The 18,567-nt window shown below is 43.6% G+C and carries 15 protein-coding genes, 2 pseudogenes and 2 riboswitches; of the genes and pseudogenes, 7 read left to right on the forward strand and 10 right to left on the reverse strand.

All coding sequences use genetic code 11. From position 1 onward, the window contains the following. Positions 1–4: 4 nt before the first annotated feature. Genes ACOBWA_RS09745 through ACOBWA_RS09760 form a run of 4 tightly spaced genes read right to left on the reverse strand, consistent with a single transcriptional unit; the run spans position 5 to position 2,743 of the window. Complete coding sequence (locus ACOBWA_RS09745; RefSeq protein WP_420229234.1) at positions 5–808, reverse strand: hypothetical protein; 804 nt, start codon at positions 806–808, stop codon at positions 5–7. Beyond that, the gene (locus ACOBWA_RS09750) at positions 805–1,638 is read right to left on the reverse strand and encodes a Hint domain-containing protein (protein ID WP_420229235.1); all 834 of its coding nucleotides are present in this window, start codon (positions 1,636–1,638) and stop codon (positions 805–807) included. The genes ACOBWA_RS09745 and ACOBWA_RS09750 overlap by 4 nt, the downstream gene beginning before the upstream one ends. 23 nt (positions 1,639–1,661) lie before the next feature. Continuing rightward, positions 1,662–2,525 (reverse strand): hypothetical protein, encoded by an 864-nt coding sequence (locus ACOBWA_RS09755; protein ID WP_420229236.1) that lies wholly within the window; start codon positions 2,523–2,525, stop codon positions 1,662–1,664. Between the two features lie 17 nt (positions 2,526–2,542). Beyond that, entirely contained in the window at positions 2,543–2,743 is a 201-nt protein-coding gene (locus tag ACOBWA_RS09760) for a hypothetical protein (protein WP_420229237.1), read from the reverse strand. A gap of 268 nt (positions 2,744–3,011) precedes the next feature. Here ACOBWA_RS09760 and ACOBWA_RS09765 point away from each other — a divergent pair, with 268 nt between their 5' ends. Further along, the gene (locus ACOBWA_RS09765) at positions 3,012–4,826 is read left to right on the forward strand and encodes an FMN-binding glutamate synthase family protein (RefSeq protein ID WP_420229238.1); all 1,815 of its coding nucleotides are present in this window, start codon (positions 3,012–3,014) and stop codon (positions 4,824–4,826) included. Positions 4,827–4,931: 105 nt separating this feature from the next. Next, positions 4,932–5,744, forward strand: coding sequence for a phosphodiester glycosidase family protein (locus tag ACOBWA_RS09770; RefSeq protein ID WP_420229239.1), 813 nt, complete (start codon positions 4,932–4,934; stop codon positions 5,742–5,744). A gap of 141 nt (positions 5,745–5,885) precedes the next feature. Here the strand turns inward: ACOBWA_RS09770 and ACOBWA_RS09775 are convergent, their stop codons facing one another. The 6 genes and pseudogenes from ACOBWA_RS09775 to ACOBWA_RS09800 all read right to left on the reverse strand — a co-directional run bounded on the left by ACOBWA_RS09775 (position 5,886) and on the right by ACOBWA_RS09800 (position 11,123). Then, the gene (locus ACOBWA_RS09775; RefSeq protein WP_420229240.1) at positions 5,886–6,599 is read right to left on the reverse strand and encodes an FAD-binding oxidoreductase; all 714 of its coding nucleotides are present in this window, start codon (positions 6,597–6,599) and stop codon (positions 5,886–5,888) included. Continuing rightward, positions 6,551–7,102 (reverse strand): globin domain-containing protein, encoded by a 552-nt coding sequence (locus ACOBWA_RS09780; protein WP_420229241.1) that lies wholly within the window; start codon positions 7,100–7,102, stop codon positions 6,551–6,553. The genes ACOBWA_RS09775 and ACOBWA_RS09780 overlap by 49 nt, the downstream gene beginning before the upstream one ends. 311 nt (positions 7,103–7,413) lie before the next feature. Next, a pseudogene (locus ACOBWA_RS09785) lies at positions 7,414–8,636 on the reverse strand (vWA domain-containing protein). A gap of 146 nt (positions 8,637–8,782) precedes the next feature. Continuing rightward, positions 8,783–9,646, reverse strand: a complete 864-nt coding sequence (locus ACOBWA_RS09790) for an AAA family ATPase (RefSeq protein WP_101205695.1) — start codon at positions 9,644–9,646, stop codon at positions 8,783–8,785. A 259-nt stretch (positions 9,647–9,905) separates the two neighbouring features. Continuing rightward, positions 9,906–10,541, reverse strand: a complete 636-nt coding sequence (locus tag ACOBWA_RS09795) for a hypothetical protein (protein ID WP_420229242.1) — start codon at positions 10,539–10,541, stop codon at positions 9,906–9,908. Positions 10,542–10,802: 261 nt separating this feature from the next. Continuing rightward, positions 10,803–11,123 carry a YcgL domain-containing protein gene (locus tag ACOBWA_RS09800; RefSeq protein ID WP_420229243.1) on the reverse strand — a complete coding sequence of 107 codons (321 nt, stop codon included), beginning with the start codon at positions 11,121–11,123 and terminating at the stop codon, positions 10,803–10,805. A 249-nt stretch (positions 11,124–11,372) separates the two neighbouring features. Then, positions 11,373–11,512: riboswitch (glycine riboswitch) on the forward strand. Between the two features lie 66 nt (positions 11,513–11,578). Continuing rightward, positions 11,579–11,737, forward strand: a riboswitch (glycine riboswitch). A gap of 167 nt (positions 11,738–11,904) precedes the next feature. On the opposite strand from ACOBWA_RS09800, the pseudogene gcvT reads away from it, so the two are divergent. The 5 genes and pseudogenes from gcvT to ACOBWA_RS09825 all read left to right on the forward strand — a co-directional run bounded on the left by gcvT (position 11,905) and on the right by ACOBWA_RS09825 (position 18,553). Next, positions 11,905–13,087: pseudogene (gene gcvT / locus ACOBWA_RS09805) on the forward strand (glycine cleavage system aminomethyltransferase GcvT). Positions 13,088–13,204: 117 nt separating this feature from the next. After that, positions 13,205–13,585 carry a glycine cleavage system protein GcvH gene (gcvH, locus tag ACOBWA_RS09810; RefSeq protein WP_057760766.1) on the forward strand — a complete coding sequence of 127 codons (381 nt, stop codon included), beginning with the start codon at positions 13,205–13,207 and terminating at the stop codon, positions 13,583–13,585. A gap of 350 nt (positions 13,586–13,935) precedes the next feature. After that, positions 13,936–14,694, forward strand: coding sequence for a nitroreductase family protein (locus ACOBWA_RS09815; RefSeq protein ID WP_102092319.1), 759 nt, complete (start codon positions 13,936–13,938; stop codon positions 14,692–14,694). Positions 14,695–14,758: 64 nt separating this feature from the next. Beyond that, positions 14,759–17,656, forward strand: a complete 2,898-nt coding sequence (gene gcvP, locus ACOBWA_RS09820; RefSeq protein ID WP_290177637.1) for an aminomethyl-transferring glycine dehydrogenase — start codon at positions 14,759–14,761, stop codon at positions 17,654–17,656. Between the two features lie 207 nt (positions 17,657–17,863). Next, positions 17,864–18,553 (forward strand): esterase/lipase family protein, encoded by a 690-nt coding sequence (locus ACOBWA_RS09825; protein ID WP_420229244.1) that lies wholly within the window; start codon positions 17,864–17,866, stop codon positions 18,551–18,553. Positions 18,554–18,567 lie beyond the last annotated feature (14 nt).

Raw genomic sequence — 18,567 nt, forward strand, 5'->3', positions numbered from 1 at the left:
CTGGCTAAAGCTTTTTGAATAAACCTTCATCACCAATTCTATTTTCTTTGATTATTTTTCCCTCAAAGATTAGAGGTGAGTGCATCTCTCTTACAAACCTTTCTGCACTATGTGTCTTAGGCGCTATGTCTTGACGTAATCTTACATTCAATGTTTTATAAAGATCAGGGTCTATAATAAAGGGTGCCTTTTCATTGATGAGCAACTTGGCATCAGAAGTTTGCAGATTGACAGTTTTGATTTCTTCTTTGAACGCTTCTTCTGTATTGGCTAAACTGACAAACTGGTAGCCATCATCCGTAAATTTCACAAACTGAACCAGACCGTTTGTCTTCCATAAGTCATGTTCCTCAATACTTTGAGTATACGCTGTACCTTCAGGGAAGTTCGGTAAGGTGCGTACAGGGATGAAAGAATAATCATCTAGTGCAATCGTATCGCCATGAGCAGACGTTAGATATCCAGCTGGCAAACGCTCCGCCGATAACCACTCACCCTCTAAATCTTCAGGCTGCCGAGTTACCCAAAATGGGTGGTTGCTGGTACATAAGATATAGTTTCTACCCTTCTCACCTTGCTTGGCTACCGTTTCGTTAAAGTATTCAACTTTAAAGATTCTTTCCTTTTTCGGGGATGTAAACGTACTTATGACAGGCTTATACTCTATGTCACCACTACCATCTTCAGGCTTGGAGAGTACAGGCTTTGATAAAATTAAGTCGCCCACTTTGATATCTTGGATTGGCACTAGACCTTTATCCGTATGTACCAATGTACCTGCGACAAATCCTGGAACGTTTTTATTCATATTATCAACTCACTGAGATTATTTATTATAAAATTCACCGTCATACACCCAAATGCCTTTTTTCCTACAAAATAAGTATGAGTATCGGCGACTTCAATGTTATAGACATAATCAGTGAAGGCATTGGATGTAGCTCTGGAGTCATTCTCCCAATCTGGCACTCTGTAGGCTGCAACTAACTTACTATAGTACTCTATCTCGACACGATTCTCAGGATTGTCTTTGTCTAAAAACTTATGAAACTTCGCATAAGGTTCAGAACCATCCTCCGAATGTAAGTCCCTACCTAAAAGACTATTGTCATCATTAGTAAACACCTCTACAGCTTCACCATTCCTAAAGTCAATCACCCCTATATCAATTTCACCTGGATCTGCATGCTTATCTTGACAGCTGTGCATATACAACCCAACCTTTGGATCGCTAGTTGCTATGACATACTTTCCTCCAATTTGATAAGGATCATACACCTCTTCGTGATATCTACCAGATATGTCAAGTATTTCACCTTGATGGCCTCTTTCTGGAAAAATATAATTAACAATATCGTTAGATGTAATGAACTTTGCAGCTACCCATCTTGGTTTTTCCTCATCACTGACATGCGTCCAGAATGGATGATTATCAGTACAGTAAATACCCTCAACAGGCGTTATAATCTTTTGTTTAGTAGCAGACTTGATGGTTCTTATCACAGGCTTATAGACCAGTTCTCCTTCACCACTTTCATCCTTAGACAGTACTTTATCACCGATTTTTAACTCCTGAATAGGTACTAATCCTTTATCTGTATGAACGATCGTTCCCGCGACAAACCCTGAATTGGTCATTAGCTTTCCTTTTACTGTTTTTATTATTTATGGGACTGGTTGACCACATTGGTGTTATGCACCCATAGTCCTGCTCGACCAATGAAGTAGGTATGATTGTCTGCCACCTCAAAGTTATAGACGGTTGCGTTATAAGGGATAGGCGCGCCTTGATTATCCTTTAAGTGGTTCGTTATCAGTATTTTACCTTTTTCGTCTTTGATACCAATGTCGAGATAACCGTGTTGCTGGTAATAGCTGACGTCTTTAACATAGCCCGTACCCTTATATTCTGCCTCACTGTAGTCGAGCATATGCGCTTCGCCATCTTGCACATAATCATCGTAGTAATCCTCATGATAGTGCTCTTGATACCAGTAATGATTTGGATTGAATTCTAAATTATCATTAGCGACTTGATAGGTAGGTTGCACACGCTCAACGGTATACATCACGCCATCGGTATTCACAGCAATTTCATACTGTTGTAGTTCATCCACACGTTTAAAGTGAGGCTGATCATAGAAATCAATATCTTCCTGTGGGTTTTCCATGGCACCACCGACCCAAACAGGGTGATTGGGCGTCGCTAGAAAATGACTAAAGCGGCTAGCTGCTTGAGTTTTTTTATCAGCAAGCAGATAATTGTGAATATCAAAATTTTCATCATCTGGTTTTAATCTATAAGGCGAAGTATTATTTTTCTCTAAACGTACGATCCACATCTCTTTGTCTTCATGCACAAAGGTCTTGACCACAGGCTTATACTCTATGTCACCGCTACCATCTTCAGGCTTGGAGAGTACAGGCTTTGATAAAATGAGGTCGCCCGCTTTAATATCCTGAATCGGTACTAAACCTTTATCCGTATGGATAAGTGTCCCTGCTGCAAATCCTGCATTATTCATGTCCTATCCTTTTTATATTATCGTTTTAACTCATCAAACCGCAGTCCAAATTTCATTAGATACTTACGCAATCTATCGCTATCGTTAGGGCTTTTTAGCTTATCGCGTGAATTAGCGTATAAATAACGCCCCACCGCTGCTTGGTTTTTATGACTAATACAAACCTCAATCATATACGCTAATTGCACCGCATCAAACGGATCAATAGTCGTCAGCATGTCTTCATCGAAATATCTTCTTAAAATATTATGGCTACCCTGCTCGATGGTTTTCGCTATCTAAAGTAGCATATGAGCTATTTTTAATCACTTTATTGCATATACTGTCATTACTTGTTTGTGCAACCGAACTAACGCAGCTCCTAACGAAAGTGATTCTGACCAAACTGTTACCCATTGATACCGACGTAATGACGTCATGCGTGTATGATGTACGCGACAAATGTAAGCATCTTATCTATATCAATCATTACTATTGAGCCTCGTTATGCCTGAATCTCGTACCAATCTAAACCCTGAACCCAAAACCAGTTCGCCGTATGTTATCGGATTATTACTTCGCTATAGCACGTTTGGCGCGGCGATTTTAATTCTATTAGCGGGCTTATTATTGGTAAGTTGGTGGCTGATTGTGATCGGTGGTTTGGCTGTGGCACTTGGTATCTATGATTTGATTCAGTCCAAGCACGCTATCTTGAGCAACTACCCTGTCGCTGGACATATTCGCTATGTATTAGAGGATTTTCGCCCTGAGATTCGCCAGTACTTGCTTGAGGACGATAAAGAACAAGTACCGTTCTCACGTCAGCAGCGTGCGCTAGTCTATCAACGTGCTAAGAACGTCAGTGACACCAATGCCTTTGGTACGCTAGATAATTTATATACTCATGGTAAAGAATGGTTTTTGCAATCCACCATCAGTGCACCACTAGAGAACAAAGACTTTCGTATTATGGTAGGCGGTGAGCGTTGTCAGCAGCCACACGATATGTCGGTATTCAATATCTCTGCGATGAGCTTTGGCAGTCTGTCAGCGAACGCTATCATGGCACTCAATCAAGGCGCAAAACTCGGCGGATTTACTCATGACACGGGCGAAGGCGCGATCAGCCCTTATCATCGTAAGTTCGGTGGTGATTTGATTTGGGAATTGGGTACAGGCTACTTTGGTTGCCGTGATAATGATGGTAACTTTGATCCACAGTCTTTTGCTGAAAAAGCTGTCGATCCGCAAGTTAAAATGATTGAAATCAAGCTTTCACAAGGTGCCAAGCCTGGTAAAGGTGGTGTCCTACCCTCTAGCAAGATCACCCAAGAGATTGCCGACACGCGCCAAGTGCCGACGGGTCAAGACTGTATCTCGCCCTCTTCGCATACTGCATTTAGCACCCCGCGCGAGTTAGTCGCCTTTTGGCAGCAGCTACGTGATTTATCAGGCGGCAAGCCAGTTGGCTTTAAGCTATGTATTGGTCAGCCATGGCAGTTTATGGCGATTGTAAAAGCGATGATAGAGACGGATAACTATCCTGATTTTATCGTTATTGATGGTGCAGAAGGCGGCACAGGTGCAGCGCCTGTCGAGTTTATGGACAATGTCGGCATGCCAATGGTTGAAGGGTTTTTGCTCGTACATAATACCTTAGTCGGTGCAGGTATTCGTGACAAAATTAAGCTTGGCGTCAGTGGCAAGATCGTATCAGGCTTTGATATTGCGCGCATGATTGCGCTAGGTGCCGATTGGTGTAACTCAGCACGTGGCTTTATGTTTGCGGTTGGCTGCATTCAGTCGCGCTCTTGTCATACCAACACTTGCCCAACGGGTGTAGCTACCCAAGATCCATATCGTCAAAAGGCGCTCGACGTCCCTAGTAAAGCTGAGCGTGTTGCAAGTTTCCATAAAAACACGCTAAAATCGCTTGCCAGTATCGTAGGTGCGGTTGGTTTACAGCATCCTAGCCAATTACAGCCGTATCATATTGCACGCCGCTTAGACGATGGGCAGATTAAGCTGTTATCCAAATTCTTCTACTTTACTGATAAAGGCGCATTGCTCGATCATAGTGCCCGTGCCGATGTATTTAACCAGATGTGGGTCATGGCAAACCCTGATAGCTTCTTAGCCAATAATGACGCACTCATTGCTTATAACAAAGACTCGCGTGATAAGGGCAAGGAAACTGGCGCGCCAACAGAACACAGCGCTGGGTATAATTCTGAGCACTTGACCAATCTCACCGATGGTGGACGATTAATTGGTAATGTGAACAATACAATCCGTGACTTCCCGCCTACTAGTGATTGATTCAGCGCCTAAATCGTTGTTCTTAAAAAGTAGTAATGAAGGTGTAATTAAGCAGTAGATAGCCACCAAACTTAAATAATTTGTATATTAAAAGACGCGTGATTGATGCCAAGTTCTATTTTTACCTTATCCCTATCAACGATAGTGCTTACGCTAGGCCTTAGTGCCTGCCAGCAGACAAATCCTGACGCAGCTAGCAGCGACACCGATAGCTGGTCGTGCCAGACTAAAGACACGCCTTTTACTTATAGTGTTTGCCGTGTGGATGCTACCGCGTTAGCGAGCGAGCGTTATTCATTACAACTGTTTTGGCAATCTTCTGATAACAATAAGCCTTTGCTAACCTTTGATGCGTTGTTGGCCACATTACCGAACGATAAAAGTCTCAACTTTGCAATGAATGCAGGCATGTATAATGAAAACTATGCGCCGATTGGCTATACCGTAATCGAAGGCAAAGAACTCAAATCGCTAAATGTAAGAGAAGGTGGCGGTAATTTTCATCTATTACCTAATGGGGTTATGTGGTGGGACAAAGCTGGCACAGTGCAAATCACCGAAAGTAATGCGTTAAATGAGCAGCTAAACAATGGTGATGTGCAGCCTTGGTATGCGACGCAATCGGGTCCTATGTTGGTCATCAATAACGAGATACACCCACGGTTCAACCCTGATAGCAGCTCAATCAAACTGCGTAATGGTGCAGGTGTTTGCCGTGATGGCGGTATACAGCTCGTTAATAGCGATGAGCCTGTAACCTTTTATCAGTTTGCAGAGCTATTTAAAGATGAGCTGGGTTGTTCAAACGCGCTGTTTTTAGACGGTGGTATTGCCTCAGCATTGTATGCGCCTAGTATCGATAAGCAAGATAAAAAAGAGATGGGCGTGATGATTGGATTGGTTGAAAATAAAGAGTAATACGCATCTATATTTCAATGTTAATACCCAACTCCCTATCTTTTCTCATATTACGTTCAATAAAAAGCACTTGAAATGACGTTGTCATTCAAGTGCTTTTTTTGTTATTGGTAATAATTAATGGCTAACAATCGCTAAAAACTAACCACCCAAGCTCATTTTAGGGCCAAACGGTTCGTAGTGAACGCTATCGGCACCATGATCTAATGCTACCAACCCATCAATCATACTTTCCATAAATGGCATCGAGCCGCACACATAGATATCAGCAGGCTTAGGCAAGGTAGCAAGCCATGTCTCATCTAATATCTGCCCAGACTCAAAGTAAAAGATATGTTTTTCTACGCTCTCAGCCTGTTCGAGTAATACTTCTACCTGATCAGAGAAAGCATGATGGGCGATATTTTGACATGCATAAACCCATATAATAGGTCGTTTAGGATTGGCTAATACTTGCACCTCTAGCATAGACAGTACAGGCGTAACCCCGACTCCTGCACTCATCAATACCAATGGAATATCATTTTGCTGTACCAAATCTTGATTGAGCGCAAAGTCACCAGCTGGTGCCGACAATAACACCGTGTCACCGACTTCTAATTGGTCATGCATATAGTTAGAGACCAATCCATGATGCTCATTACGGTTATCGCGTCGAACCGCAAACTGAATGCCTTTATCAGTACTGGCAGAGTATAAAGAATAATGACGTAAGGCTATATGGTCGCTGTCTTTTGGGTTTGTTTTCACCGTGATGTATTGACCAGCGGTTAAGGTCAATTTGCTCAGGTCAATATTTTGACTGTTTACTGAGTCATTGTCTGCATTGTTCTCACTCTGATTAACTGGTACCACGGTAAAGGCTGCGATATCTGTAGCGACCGCTTCCTTTTAATTACCTTAAACGGCGCAAAACCTTTCCACATCGCCTGCTCATACATGCCATGTTCAATCTGAATAAATACTGAGGCGATCTCATCATAAGCTTCCGTCCAAGCATCAATAATGTCATCGGTAGCCGCCTCACCTAGTACTTCTTTTATCGCCCCGATCAGATGCTTACCAACGATCGGATAATGCTCAGGCAAAATCTGTAAGGCTCTATGTTTATGGCTAATCTGGGTCACTTGTGGCAATAGCGTAGCCAGTTTGTCCAAGTGCTTGGCAGCGGCCAATACTGTCATTGCTAGCGCCGTCTGCTGTCTTCCCAATTTTTGATTGGTCTCATTAAAAATATCTAACAGCTCAGGATGCTCATTAAACATATTTTTGTAAAACACAGTGGTAATCGCAACGCCATGCTCTTCGAGTACAGGAACAGTTGCGGTGACGATTTCTAACGTTTTTGGTGAGGCCATGTTGTTTCTCTTAGTCATTAACTTCATTGGTAAATTGAGATGTTAAAAATAATCCGTCTAAACTGGCAATAATGAGTAGACTTTTTACAGTGGTTATCAAAATTTTTAGCCGACTAATTCAGAAATACTTATAACATTCATTTTAAATGAATGTTAACACACTTTATTAGACATACCAATATAGGATGACTATAGAACCTATTTGCATCGACAAAAAAACAGCCGCTATGTCGTCATAACGGCTGTTGTTATAAGGATTTAAGCTGTGTTAACAGACTTTATTTATTTATCAATCAGGCTGAATATCAAAATTACCGTGCCATATATTGAGTCATTTCTTCAACACCATGTAACGTCATCGGATACATTTTATTTTCAAACAGTTTTTTAATCTCAACGATGGTCTGCGTATATTGCCAATACGATGGGTTTTCAGGATTGAGCCAAGTTACTTTATCGAAATGCTCAAGTACTCGCTTCAGCCATACGATGCCCGCTTCATTATTCATATACTCTACGCTGCCGCCTACTGTCATGAGCTCATAAGGCGACATCGATGCATCACCGACGAAGATAACGCGATACTCACGGCCATATTTATTGAGTAGCTCAAACGTTGGCATCGGTGCACTATGGCGACGATTGTTGTCCTTCCACACATAGTCATACAAGCAGTTATGAAAATAAAAGAACTCTAAGGTTTTAAATTCATTTTTTGCCGCAGAAAACAGTTTTTCGAGCGCTTCAACATGGATATCCATACTGCCACCCACATCAAACAACATTAGCACTTTGACTCGGTTACGGCGCTCCGCTTGCATATGTATATCGAGCACACCCTTTTTGCCGTGCGCTTAATCGTCTCATGAATATCAAGCTCATCAGCACTGCCAGTCCGCGCAAACTGACGCAGATTGCGTAGCGCCATCTGAATTTGACGAGTACCGAGCTGATTGTCGTCATCGAGATTGCGATATTTTCGCTGCTCCCAGACTTTTGCCGCACTGCGTTTGCGAGACTCACCGCCGACACGTACGCCTTCTGGATGATCACCATAGGCACCAAATGGCGAAGTCCCGCCCGTTCCTACCCATTTACTGCCACCTTGATGACGCTCTTTTTGCTCTTTTAACCGCTCCTCTAACGCCTTCATTAGCTCTTCAAGCGAGCCGTACTTTTTCAGTAGGCGTCTTTGCTCTTCGGTCAGATTCTTTGGATCGAGCTTTAAATCTAGCCACTCTTTAGGCACGTCCGTTAGCTTGGCCAACAGCTCATCCATATCGAGACTATCGACACCTTCAAAATAATCCGCCATGGCCCGATCGAACTTATCAAAATGGCGCTCATCTTTGACCATGCACAGTCGAATCAGCCGATACATATCTTCGCGGCTAGCAAAAGTAGTCAGTGCTGGATCTTCAGGATGCGTCTGCATCATCAGCCCTTTATCTAACGCGGCATTGAGATCGAGCAGCTCGCGCGTACTGACTGGCACGCCATAAGTACGCAAGGTATAGAATAGTTTGATAAACATAAGAGTCGTATCACTTATTGGCTGATATTATTATCTGGTGATATTGCTGATATCATTAATTGGTACAGTCACAGGTTGAGCGCTTGCGTTGACTTCTACATCAGATATTGGATATAAAAGGTTAAAGCCAACGCAAGCTGCAAACATTAGCGACGCATCATATTGGCAAAACGCTGTAATAAACTCACATCGGCCTCGTTTTTGAGCAACGCACCGTATAGAGGTGGAATAGACTTTTCGCCGCGCAGATTTTCTTCTAGCTCGTCTTGAGCCATATCATCAGCAAGTAACAAAGTTAACCAGTCGACCAACTCAGACGTTGATGGCGGCTTTTTAAGACCTTGAATACCACGCAGTTTATAGAAAATATCCAATGCATCATTGACCAGTTTTTCTTGAATATCTGGAAAATGCACTTCGATGATTTGGCGCATGGTTTCTTCTTCTGGGAAGTCAATATAATGAAAGAAACAACGACGCAAAAATGCATCTGGTAGCTCTTTTTCATTGTTTGAGGTAATAATAACCACTGGACGCTGCGCCGCTGTAATAGTTTCGCCAGTCTCATAAACATAAAAAGACATCTTATCAAGCTCATGTAGCAAATCATTTGGGAACTCGATATCGGCTTTGTCGATCTCATCAATCAGCAGCACGCTACGCTCTGTACTGGTAAAAGCATCCCACAGCTTGCCCGGCTTGATATAGTTGGCAATGTCATAGACCTTATCATCACCCAACTGCGAATCCCGCAGGCGTGATACCGCATCATACTCATACAGTCCTTGCTCAGCCTTAGTAGTCGATTTGACGTGCCAAGTAATCAGTGGCATACCCAAGCTTTCAGCGACTTCTTCGGCAAGCAACGTCTTACCTGTGCCAGGCTCACCTTTGATCAGCAATGGCTTTTGTAATGTCATAGCGGCATTTACGGCCAGTTGCAAATCATCGGTAGCAATATAACTACTGGTACCAGTAAAGTTTTTCTTAGTATTGTCAGCTGTGGTCATAATCAGATCTCGATTGTTGTTATAGATAAGTTGCTATAAATGGATAGGTCTAAAACATAAATGACTAATAAAGGATAAATTAGTAAAGAATAAATTAGATTAGCACAGCCTGATACATTGCCAAAATACTCATGCGTTCGCATTTATTAACAATTGTTATGTGCAATGTATAGTGAGCAATTATTTATATGTCTAATAAACAGTCGAGCATAAAAAAAGACACGCAGCGGTGTCTTTTTATTCGGGTATCAAATAAATTCTAAAAAAATAGTACTATCTTAATGCCTAGCCTATTTTTATCACTTATCAGACGTATCGCTATCCGTTTTTTTAGCCAATGTACTGTCTTTTTTAAGCTTACATTAGTGTCAGGCTGGTCGGTTACGGTAGCGCCTTCTGGCAAATAGCTTCCTGTGGTCATTTGCAATGTGGCCTGTGTATCTTCTGCGCTGCGGCTACGGGCTTTATCCAAGCTTGATGCAAATGCGCTGCGTATCAGCTGCCATACAAAACCAACGAACAACCCTGCGACCAGTATCACCAATATCGGCAGCATATTGGCAATTGCGCCTGCGTAATCTTTCATCATCACAGCATAGACGACGCTGATACTGGCTGGTGCAAGCTCGCTCGGATCACCAAGCGCTGTACCTGGTGCTAATAATACTGCAAACAGAACCATCCAACTCATACCGCCCAATGGTTTTGGCAGTACACGAGCAACGAGTATCCATAGCACTAGTACCAAAACAGCACCGCCCAGATAAGCATACATCGGCAAATCAGCGGGCGGGACATCCTTTACCATTTGGCCCCACCAAATGGCAATCTCACCGAGAATGTCACTGATAGACTCTAGCGGTAAGCTATGTAAGATATTTTTTAACCAGTCCATGCGTGTTTATTTACCTGCGTTTATCGCCGGTGACACAATCTGTGTCTAGCGGTATATGTGCGTTCTGTAGAACCAGAATGAGGCCAACTACATAATAAACTTATGCATTATGTAGGCTTATATGTACATTGCGTAGGGTGTCAGTTTATCACGACTCTCTACTCAAATGCATGTGAGCAAGTGTGTCGTAGGTTTTTATCGACGCTGTTTTTAAGGTAGCGTACTGATATTTTCTACCACACTTACTTGCTGACAAATCTATTAATTATAGATACTGTCCTGCGATTCACGAGCGCGCAGCTCTGCTTGACGGCGCATCACATCTTGCGGCGGCAACTGCACAAAGTAACCTTGAGACTGCAGTTTTGCCAGTACTTCTGCTTTATCAACACGTGCAAGTGTTGGCGTCGCTGCCAAATCCAAATGCATGACAAACTTGCTACGGCCTAACCCTGCACGGAAATCTTTTGGTAACACCCCAAGCCAGTCTTTGATTTCATCAGTATCATCAGGATAATCAGGACGCGCAATGTAGATATACATGTCGTCATGTTTGGGAAATTTATAAATATCGCAATGCATAAAAACCACCTATCAGAAACTATGGGCGTAGGTTAGCATATTTCAGGCAAATACCAGTAGTCGCTTTGCGTTTTGCTATGGTAATTTTTGTCAAAACACACAGATAAAACGCTGATATGAGCGATAAAAATATCGTTGTAAAACATAACCTATTTCATAGACTGCCCTATCAAAACATTATTTTTGCCAAATTTATTTATTTTAATGGCTTTGATGACTTGTAAAAGCGCTTTGAACCTTTCATAATAAAAGCGTTTTTCAGGAGAGAGTTTATCAGCATCGTTTTTGTATTAAACCCTATTGGTTATACAACTATTGCAATTGCTAGATAACCACCGAAGGCGCATCCACCCTGCCAATCGCTCAGGTAAAAGGACTGAAAAACGCATGTCACTGTTGTTTGATAGTGTTTAGTAGTATGACGCTCATAGCGCACTACCTTATCAAACATAAGGCATAACAAATCTGGAGAGTGGTAAGAACGGACGACGTCTTACCCACCGAAGGGGAGAAAATACGACATTATCAATCCTTGCTTTTATAGCGTAATCTTTCAAAGATTAATAATGATAATTCGTGTTGAAAATCTCAGGTCACAGGACAGATAGGGCTTTAGCTCAAACTGACGTACAGTGTTGGTTTGGCTTACTGCTTTATCTTTTTTTCTGTGCTACCCTTGGTTGCAATACTTGCACCCTGCAATGTTGCTTCTCGCTACTATGATACTGCACATCGCTCATTACTCTATCGAGTACGACTGATGTACACATAAGGATTTGTTATGACTGATACCTATTCTCAAGACATCACTTCTCAAAACCAAGCCCCTCAGCGCACCCCTTTTTACCAGTCTCATATTGATAGTGAGGGCAAACTGGTCGATTTTTCTGGTTGGGAATTACCCATTCATTACGGTTCACAAATCGAAGAGCACGAAGCAGTACGTACAGATGCAGGTATGTTTGATGTCTCACATATGGTTGTGACTGATATCAAAGGTGCTGATACCAAAGCATGGCTACAAAAGCTGCTCGCAAACGATGTCAACAAACTCACCACCACTGGTAAAGCGCTATACTCTGGCATGCTCAATGAGCAAGGCGGCGTCATCGATGATTTGATCGTCTACCTGATGAATGCAGAAGAAACTGAGTACCGTATCGTCTCTAACGCGGCCACTCGTGACAAGGACTTAGCACAGTTTAATAAAGTCGCCGAAGGCTTTAATATTACGATTACCGAGCGTCCTGAGCTTGCGATGCTTGCCGTGCAAGGTCCAAATGCTATTGCAAAACTGGCTCAGGCCAAACCAAGCTGGGCAGATACCTTAGCAGCACTAAAACCTTTCGTTGGTGCTGACTTGACCGATATCGAAGGCACCGATTGGTTTGTAGCTCGTACCGGCTATACTGGTGAAGATGGCGTCGAAGTCATTATGCATGCCGATGATGCCCCTGCTTTCTTTGAGCAGCTAAAAGCAAATGGCATCAAACCTGCCGGTCTTGGCGCACGTGATACCTTGCGTATGGAAGCAGGCATGAACCTTTATGGCCATGACATGGACGAGACCATCAGCCCTTACGAGTGCAACATGGGCTGGACGCTAGCGCTCAAAGACGACCGCGCCTTTGTCGGTCGTGAAGCATTGGTCAGCAAACGTAAGCAGTCAAAAGAAGACAACACCGCTATGAAGCAAGTGGGCTTGCTATTGACCACGCGCGGCGTATTGCGTGAAGGCATGACAGTGACTATCAATCAAGGCACTGATAATGAGCAAACTGGCATTATCACCAGTGGTACATTCTCCCCTAGCCTAAAAATTCAATCGCGATTGCTCGTGTACCTGCCAGCTTATCAGAAGATGACAGCGTACAAGTCGATCTACGTGGCAAAGGTAAGTTCGTCGATGTGCGCGTATTGAAGCTACCTTTGTCCGTAACGGCAAGCAAAAGTTTGACTCTTAGGTCTTATAAATTCTATCATTAGAGCGCGTTGTCATTTTGCACGCAATTATAAAAATGACGACACGCCCAGCCTCCATTATTTTTGTTAATTAACCTCTATCACTTAGGAGAGAGACCATGAGCAACATCCCAGCAGAGCTAAAATATATTGCTAGTCACGAGTGGCTACGCCTAGAAGACGACGGTACGATCACTGTTGGTATCACTGACCATGCTCAAGATCTATTGGGTGATGTGGTATTCGTTGAGCTACCAGATGTGGGCGATATCATCGCTGTTGATGACGAAATCTCAGTTGTTGAATCAGTAAAAGCGGCTTCTGACGTTTATGCGCCTATTTCAGGTGAAGTGATCGCTATCAATGAAGCACTAGAAGATGATCCTGAAATCATCAACTCTGACCCATACGGCGAAGGTTGGTTCTTCAGAATGAAGCCTGACAACATCGCTGACTACGAAGCACTAATGACTGCTGACGAGTACGAAAGCGACTTATAAGCTAAGCACGCAAGCTAAGCATGCTCTCACAAGACATTAGCACTTGTAAGACTTTAGCTCGTACAAAGCACTAGCCCCGACTAAACATAGATACTGGCAACAGCTGGTATCTATACTCTCTATTTAAACTGTTTGAACAACCTTTCTCATTAAAAGTATTGGCTCATTGACCATGCTTATTATTTGAAAGCAGCTTTATATGTAGATCTCCAACAATCATTATCGTCCGATGTTATTGCTCTCAAGCGTTATCTCATTGACTCGTATTGATCACCTATTCGAATCCCAATGAATACGTGCTATCAATAACGACGCAAACTGATAACCCAATTCTCAGCATGGATCCTAATATGAATGCCAACACCGATAATAAAGACCCCATTGCCACACCAAACCATACGCCGCAGCTACAAGCGTTTCGCGATATCGTAGAGTCACGCCGTTCCGTGCGCCGTTTTACTGACACACCTATCCCTGACGACGTATTGGCAGACTGTCTGCGTTTGGCCATGCTAGCACCAAACTCTAGCAACCTACAGCCGTGGGAATTTTATGTTATCGATGATGCTGACAATCGCAAACGCGCCGTCAAAAACTGTATGAATCAAAACGCCGCAAAAACATCAGCCCGTTTGATTGCCATCGTTGCTCGTACTGATGTTTGGCACGATCACGCTAAGCAAGTATTGCGCGAATATCCTGATCAGCCAGTGCCAAAGAAAGTGAAAGACTACTACAACAAAGTCGTCACAATGGACTTTTTGCGCGGCCCAGCCAACGTGGTTTCGGCTGCAAAATGGGGCGCAACGCAAGTGGTCAGACGCGTAAAAGGCCCAATAAAATCGCCTTATTATACCTTTGAAGACACCAAAAACTGGGCAACCAATAACACCGCGCTTGCCGCCGAAAACCTGATGCTAGCATTACGCGCTCATGGTTTTGATAGCTGTCCTATGGGCGGCTTTGATGAGCCTGCCATGAAAGCGTTGCTCAATCTTAGCGACGACCATCATATCGTTATGATGCTTGGCGCAGGCGAGCGCGCTGACAGTGGCGTTTACAACACCCAGTTCCGCTTTGATCAAAAACAGTTTGTGCATTACGTATAACGTACCGCTCACATTATTCCCTTAATTGCTATTTTGTTTATTACTCCCTTAACCAAGGATTGTCATGACTATCTCTCAAAACCCATCGTTTGATACCTTTCAAGGATTGTTCAACGAAGCTGAATTTGTCTATCGCCACTTAGGTTCGAACGAAACCAAGCAAGCTGACCTACTCAGCGCTGTTGGTTATAAAGATATGCAAAGCTTTATCAATGACACTGTCCCTGAGCCAGTACGTCTGCACAAAGAGCTGGATTTGCCAGTGGCGATGAGTGAGCATGCGGCACTTGCCAAACTACGCACGATGGCAGATGACATCACTGTTAACAAAAGCTATATCGGTCAAGGCTACTCTCCGGTTCGTATGCCTGCCGTCATTCAGCGCAACGTCCTTGAAAATCCAGGCTGGTACACCGCCTATACCCCTTATCAAGCTGAAATCGCTCAAGGTCGTCTAGAAGCATTGCTGAACTTCCAACAAGTATGTATTGATCTAACAGGTCTTGAGCTGGCTGGTGCGTCATTGCTTGATGAAGCAACAGCAGCGGCAGAAGCGATGGCGATGTCAAAGCGTGTGAGCAAAAGCAAATCAACGCAGTATTTCGTCGACGAGCGTGTCTATCCGCAAACGCTAGATGTTATCAATACTCGTGCTAAATACTTTGGTTGGGAAGTGGTCGTTGGTGATTTTGAAACGGCTAAATCAGGCGATTATTTTGGTGCGCTATTCCAGTATGTCGGTGCTGAAGGTGACGTTAAAGACTTAACAGACGTCATCGCGGCCGTAAAAGAAAACAAAACTTACGTCAGTGTTGTCAGTGACATCATGAGCTTGGTGTTATTGAAATCACCAGCCGATATGGGTGCTGACGTAGCGCTAGGTAGTACGCAGCGCTTTGGTATACCAATGGGCTTTGGTGGTCCGCATGCCGCTTATTTTGCGTTTTCTGATAAAGCCAAGCGTTCAGCGCCTGGTCGTATCATTGGCGTATCAAAAGACGCACAAGGCAATACTGCATTACGTATGGCTCTACAAACGCGTGAGCAGCATATCCGCCGCGAAAAAGCCAACTCAAACATCTGTACCTCACAAGTATTGCTAGCCAACCTCGCTGGTATGTATGCGGTGTATCATGGTCCAGGCGGTGTGAAGCGTATTGCCACTCGTATTCATGCGTTTGCCACTGCGTTTGCTGATGCTATCACAGAATCTAACGACAGCAGCTTGAGCGTGGTACATGATCAATTCTTCGATACAGTCGTGGTTGATTGTGGTTCAGAGAAATTGGCTACTCAAATTTTCAAAAATGCAGATAACGTTGGCTATAACTTATGGCGTCTAAGCGACACCAAATTAAGCGTTGCCTTTAGTGAAACCAGCGATCAGCAAGATTTCAACACGTTGACTCAGCTATTCGTCAACAAGTCACACGATCTACCTGAAACCGCTCGCGTCTCTCTAGATAGCGCACACTTGCGTACGGATGACATTTTGACTCATCCAGTATTCAACTCGCATCATACCGAGCACGAAATGCTACGCTACCTAAAGTCGCTTGAAGACAAAGATCTAGCGATGAACCGCAGCATGATTTCACTGGGTAGCTGTACCATGAAGCTAAACGCCACCAGTGAGATGCTACCGATTACTTGGCCTGAGTTTGCCAACGTGCATCCTTTTGCACCACGTGATCAAGTTACTGGCTATATCGCGATGATCGATAGCTTGCAAGATCAATTAAAAGCCATTACTGGTTTTGATGATGTCTCTATGCAGCCAAACTCTGGCGCCTCTGGTGAATATGCTGGTCTGTTAGCGATTCGCCGTTATCATGAGTCATTGGGCGAAACCAATCGCGATGTTTGCTTGATTCCTATGTCGGCGCACGGTACCAACCCTGCTACTGCCATGATGATGGGTATGCAAGTGGTCGTGGTCAAAACTGATGAAAATGGCAACGTTGATATCGATGATCTAACGGCCAAATGTGAAGAATATAGCGACCGCCTAGGTGCTCTAATGATCACTTATCCATCGACGCACGGTGTATTCGAAGAAGGCATCCGTCATATCTGTGATTTGACCCACAAGCATGGTGGTCAGGTCTATATGGACGGCGCGAACATGAATGCTCAGGTAGGCATGATGCAGCCTGCAGACGTTGGTGCTGATGTACTACATATGAACCTGCACAAAACCTTCTGTATTCCGCATGGTGGCGGCGGTCCAGGCATGGGCCCTATCGGTATGAAAGCGCATTTGGCAACGTTTATGGCCAATCATACCTTGAGCCCTGTACACAATGCACAAAAGGACTGCTCAGCAGTATCAGCAGCACCTTATGGTTCAGCGAGCATCTTACCTATCTCATGGATGTATATTGCTATGATGGGCCGTGATGGTCTATTAAAAGCCACTGAATTGGCATTGTTGAACGCAAACTATGTGGCAGCCGAATTAAAAGGTCACTACCCTGTCCTATATGCTGGCAAAAACGGCCGTGTGGCTCACGAATGTATCATCGATATTCGTCCGTTAAAAGAAGAAACTGGCATCACGGAAAGCGATATCGCTAAGCGCTTGATGGATTATGGTTTCCATTCGCCAACGATGAGCTTCCCAGTCGCTGGTACGCTTATGATTGAGCCAACAGAGTCTGAGTCAAAAGAAGAGTTGGATCGCTTTATCAGTGCGCTAAAGTCTATCAAAGCTGAAGCGATGAAAGCCAAAGCTGGTGAAGATAACTGGACGCTAGAAGACAACCCATTGGTCAATGCACCGCATACGGCTGCTATGATTACTAGTGAAGAGTGGACGCATCCTTACAGCCGTGAGACTGCTGCATTCCCACTGCCATACATCCGTGCAAACAAGTTCTGGCCAAGTGTCGCTCGTGTCGATGATGCTTATGGTGACAAAAACTTAATGTGCTCTTGCCCAAGTATTGAAAACTATATGTAATTATCATTTTTGATAGTTATTCTCTGTAGTAAAAAACCTCCAAGTCAGCTACTGACTTGGAGGTTTTTATTTTGCTGACTTTTTATCTATTACGTGAGCAGGTAATATTATCAATAAAATAAACGATAAGAACTCAATGCAATAAAAGCTTATATTGATAATAAGCTATTTATCTTAAATTTCTGAAGCAATCATTTGGACACTGCTATGCAACATAAAGCACCTAAACAAAAAACTCGCGTCATTCTAATTCACGGGCTACACCAAACCCCATGGATCATGCGACCATTAGCCAAACGCCTGCAAATAGCAGGATTTGATACCCATCAGTATGGCTACCGTAGTATGCGTGATGGTATCAAAACCAATAGCGCGCGCCTAAATAGCTGGCTAGAAACAAACCATCACCCAGGTCATCCTATAGATTTGGTCGGGCATAGTTTAGGTGGTTTGATCATTCGTGACTTTGTCGCTCAGTATCCAAAATGGAAAATTGGACGTTGCGTGACGCTAGGAACACCGCATATAGGCAGTGTTTGTGCAGATTATATCTGGCGATTGACTCCTGCTGTCGTAGGTCGCTCATATGTCGACGCCCTCGACGGCACAGTCGCGCCCTTACCCAAACACGTGACGTTAGGCGTCATCGCTGGCAACCGTCCTTACGGTCTAGGTCAGATGTTTTTGCAATATCATAATCGCAAACTGCGCAAATCTGACAAGCCACCCCTTAACGAGCAACTTGCACATGACGGGACAGTATATATAGAAGAGACGAAGATAGAGGCTGCAACTGATCATATCATCATGCCAGTCTCACACACTGGCATGCTAGTGAACCCAGAGGTCGCCGAGCAGACTCGATACTTTTTAGAGCATGGACGATTTAAACGCTAAGGACTGTATGAATA

The sequence above is a fragment of the Psychrobacter sp. ER1 genome (genome assembly GCF_048631835.1).
Classification (GTDB): domain Bacteria; phylum Pseudomonadota; class Gammaproteobacteria; order Pseudomonadales; family Moraxellaceae; genus Psychrobacter.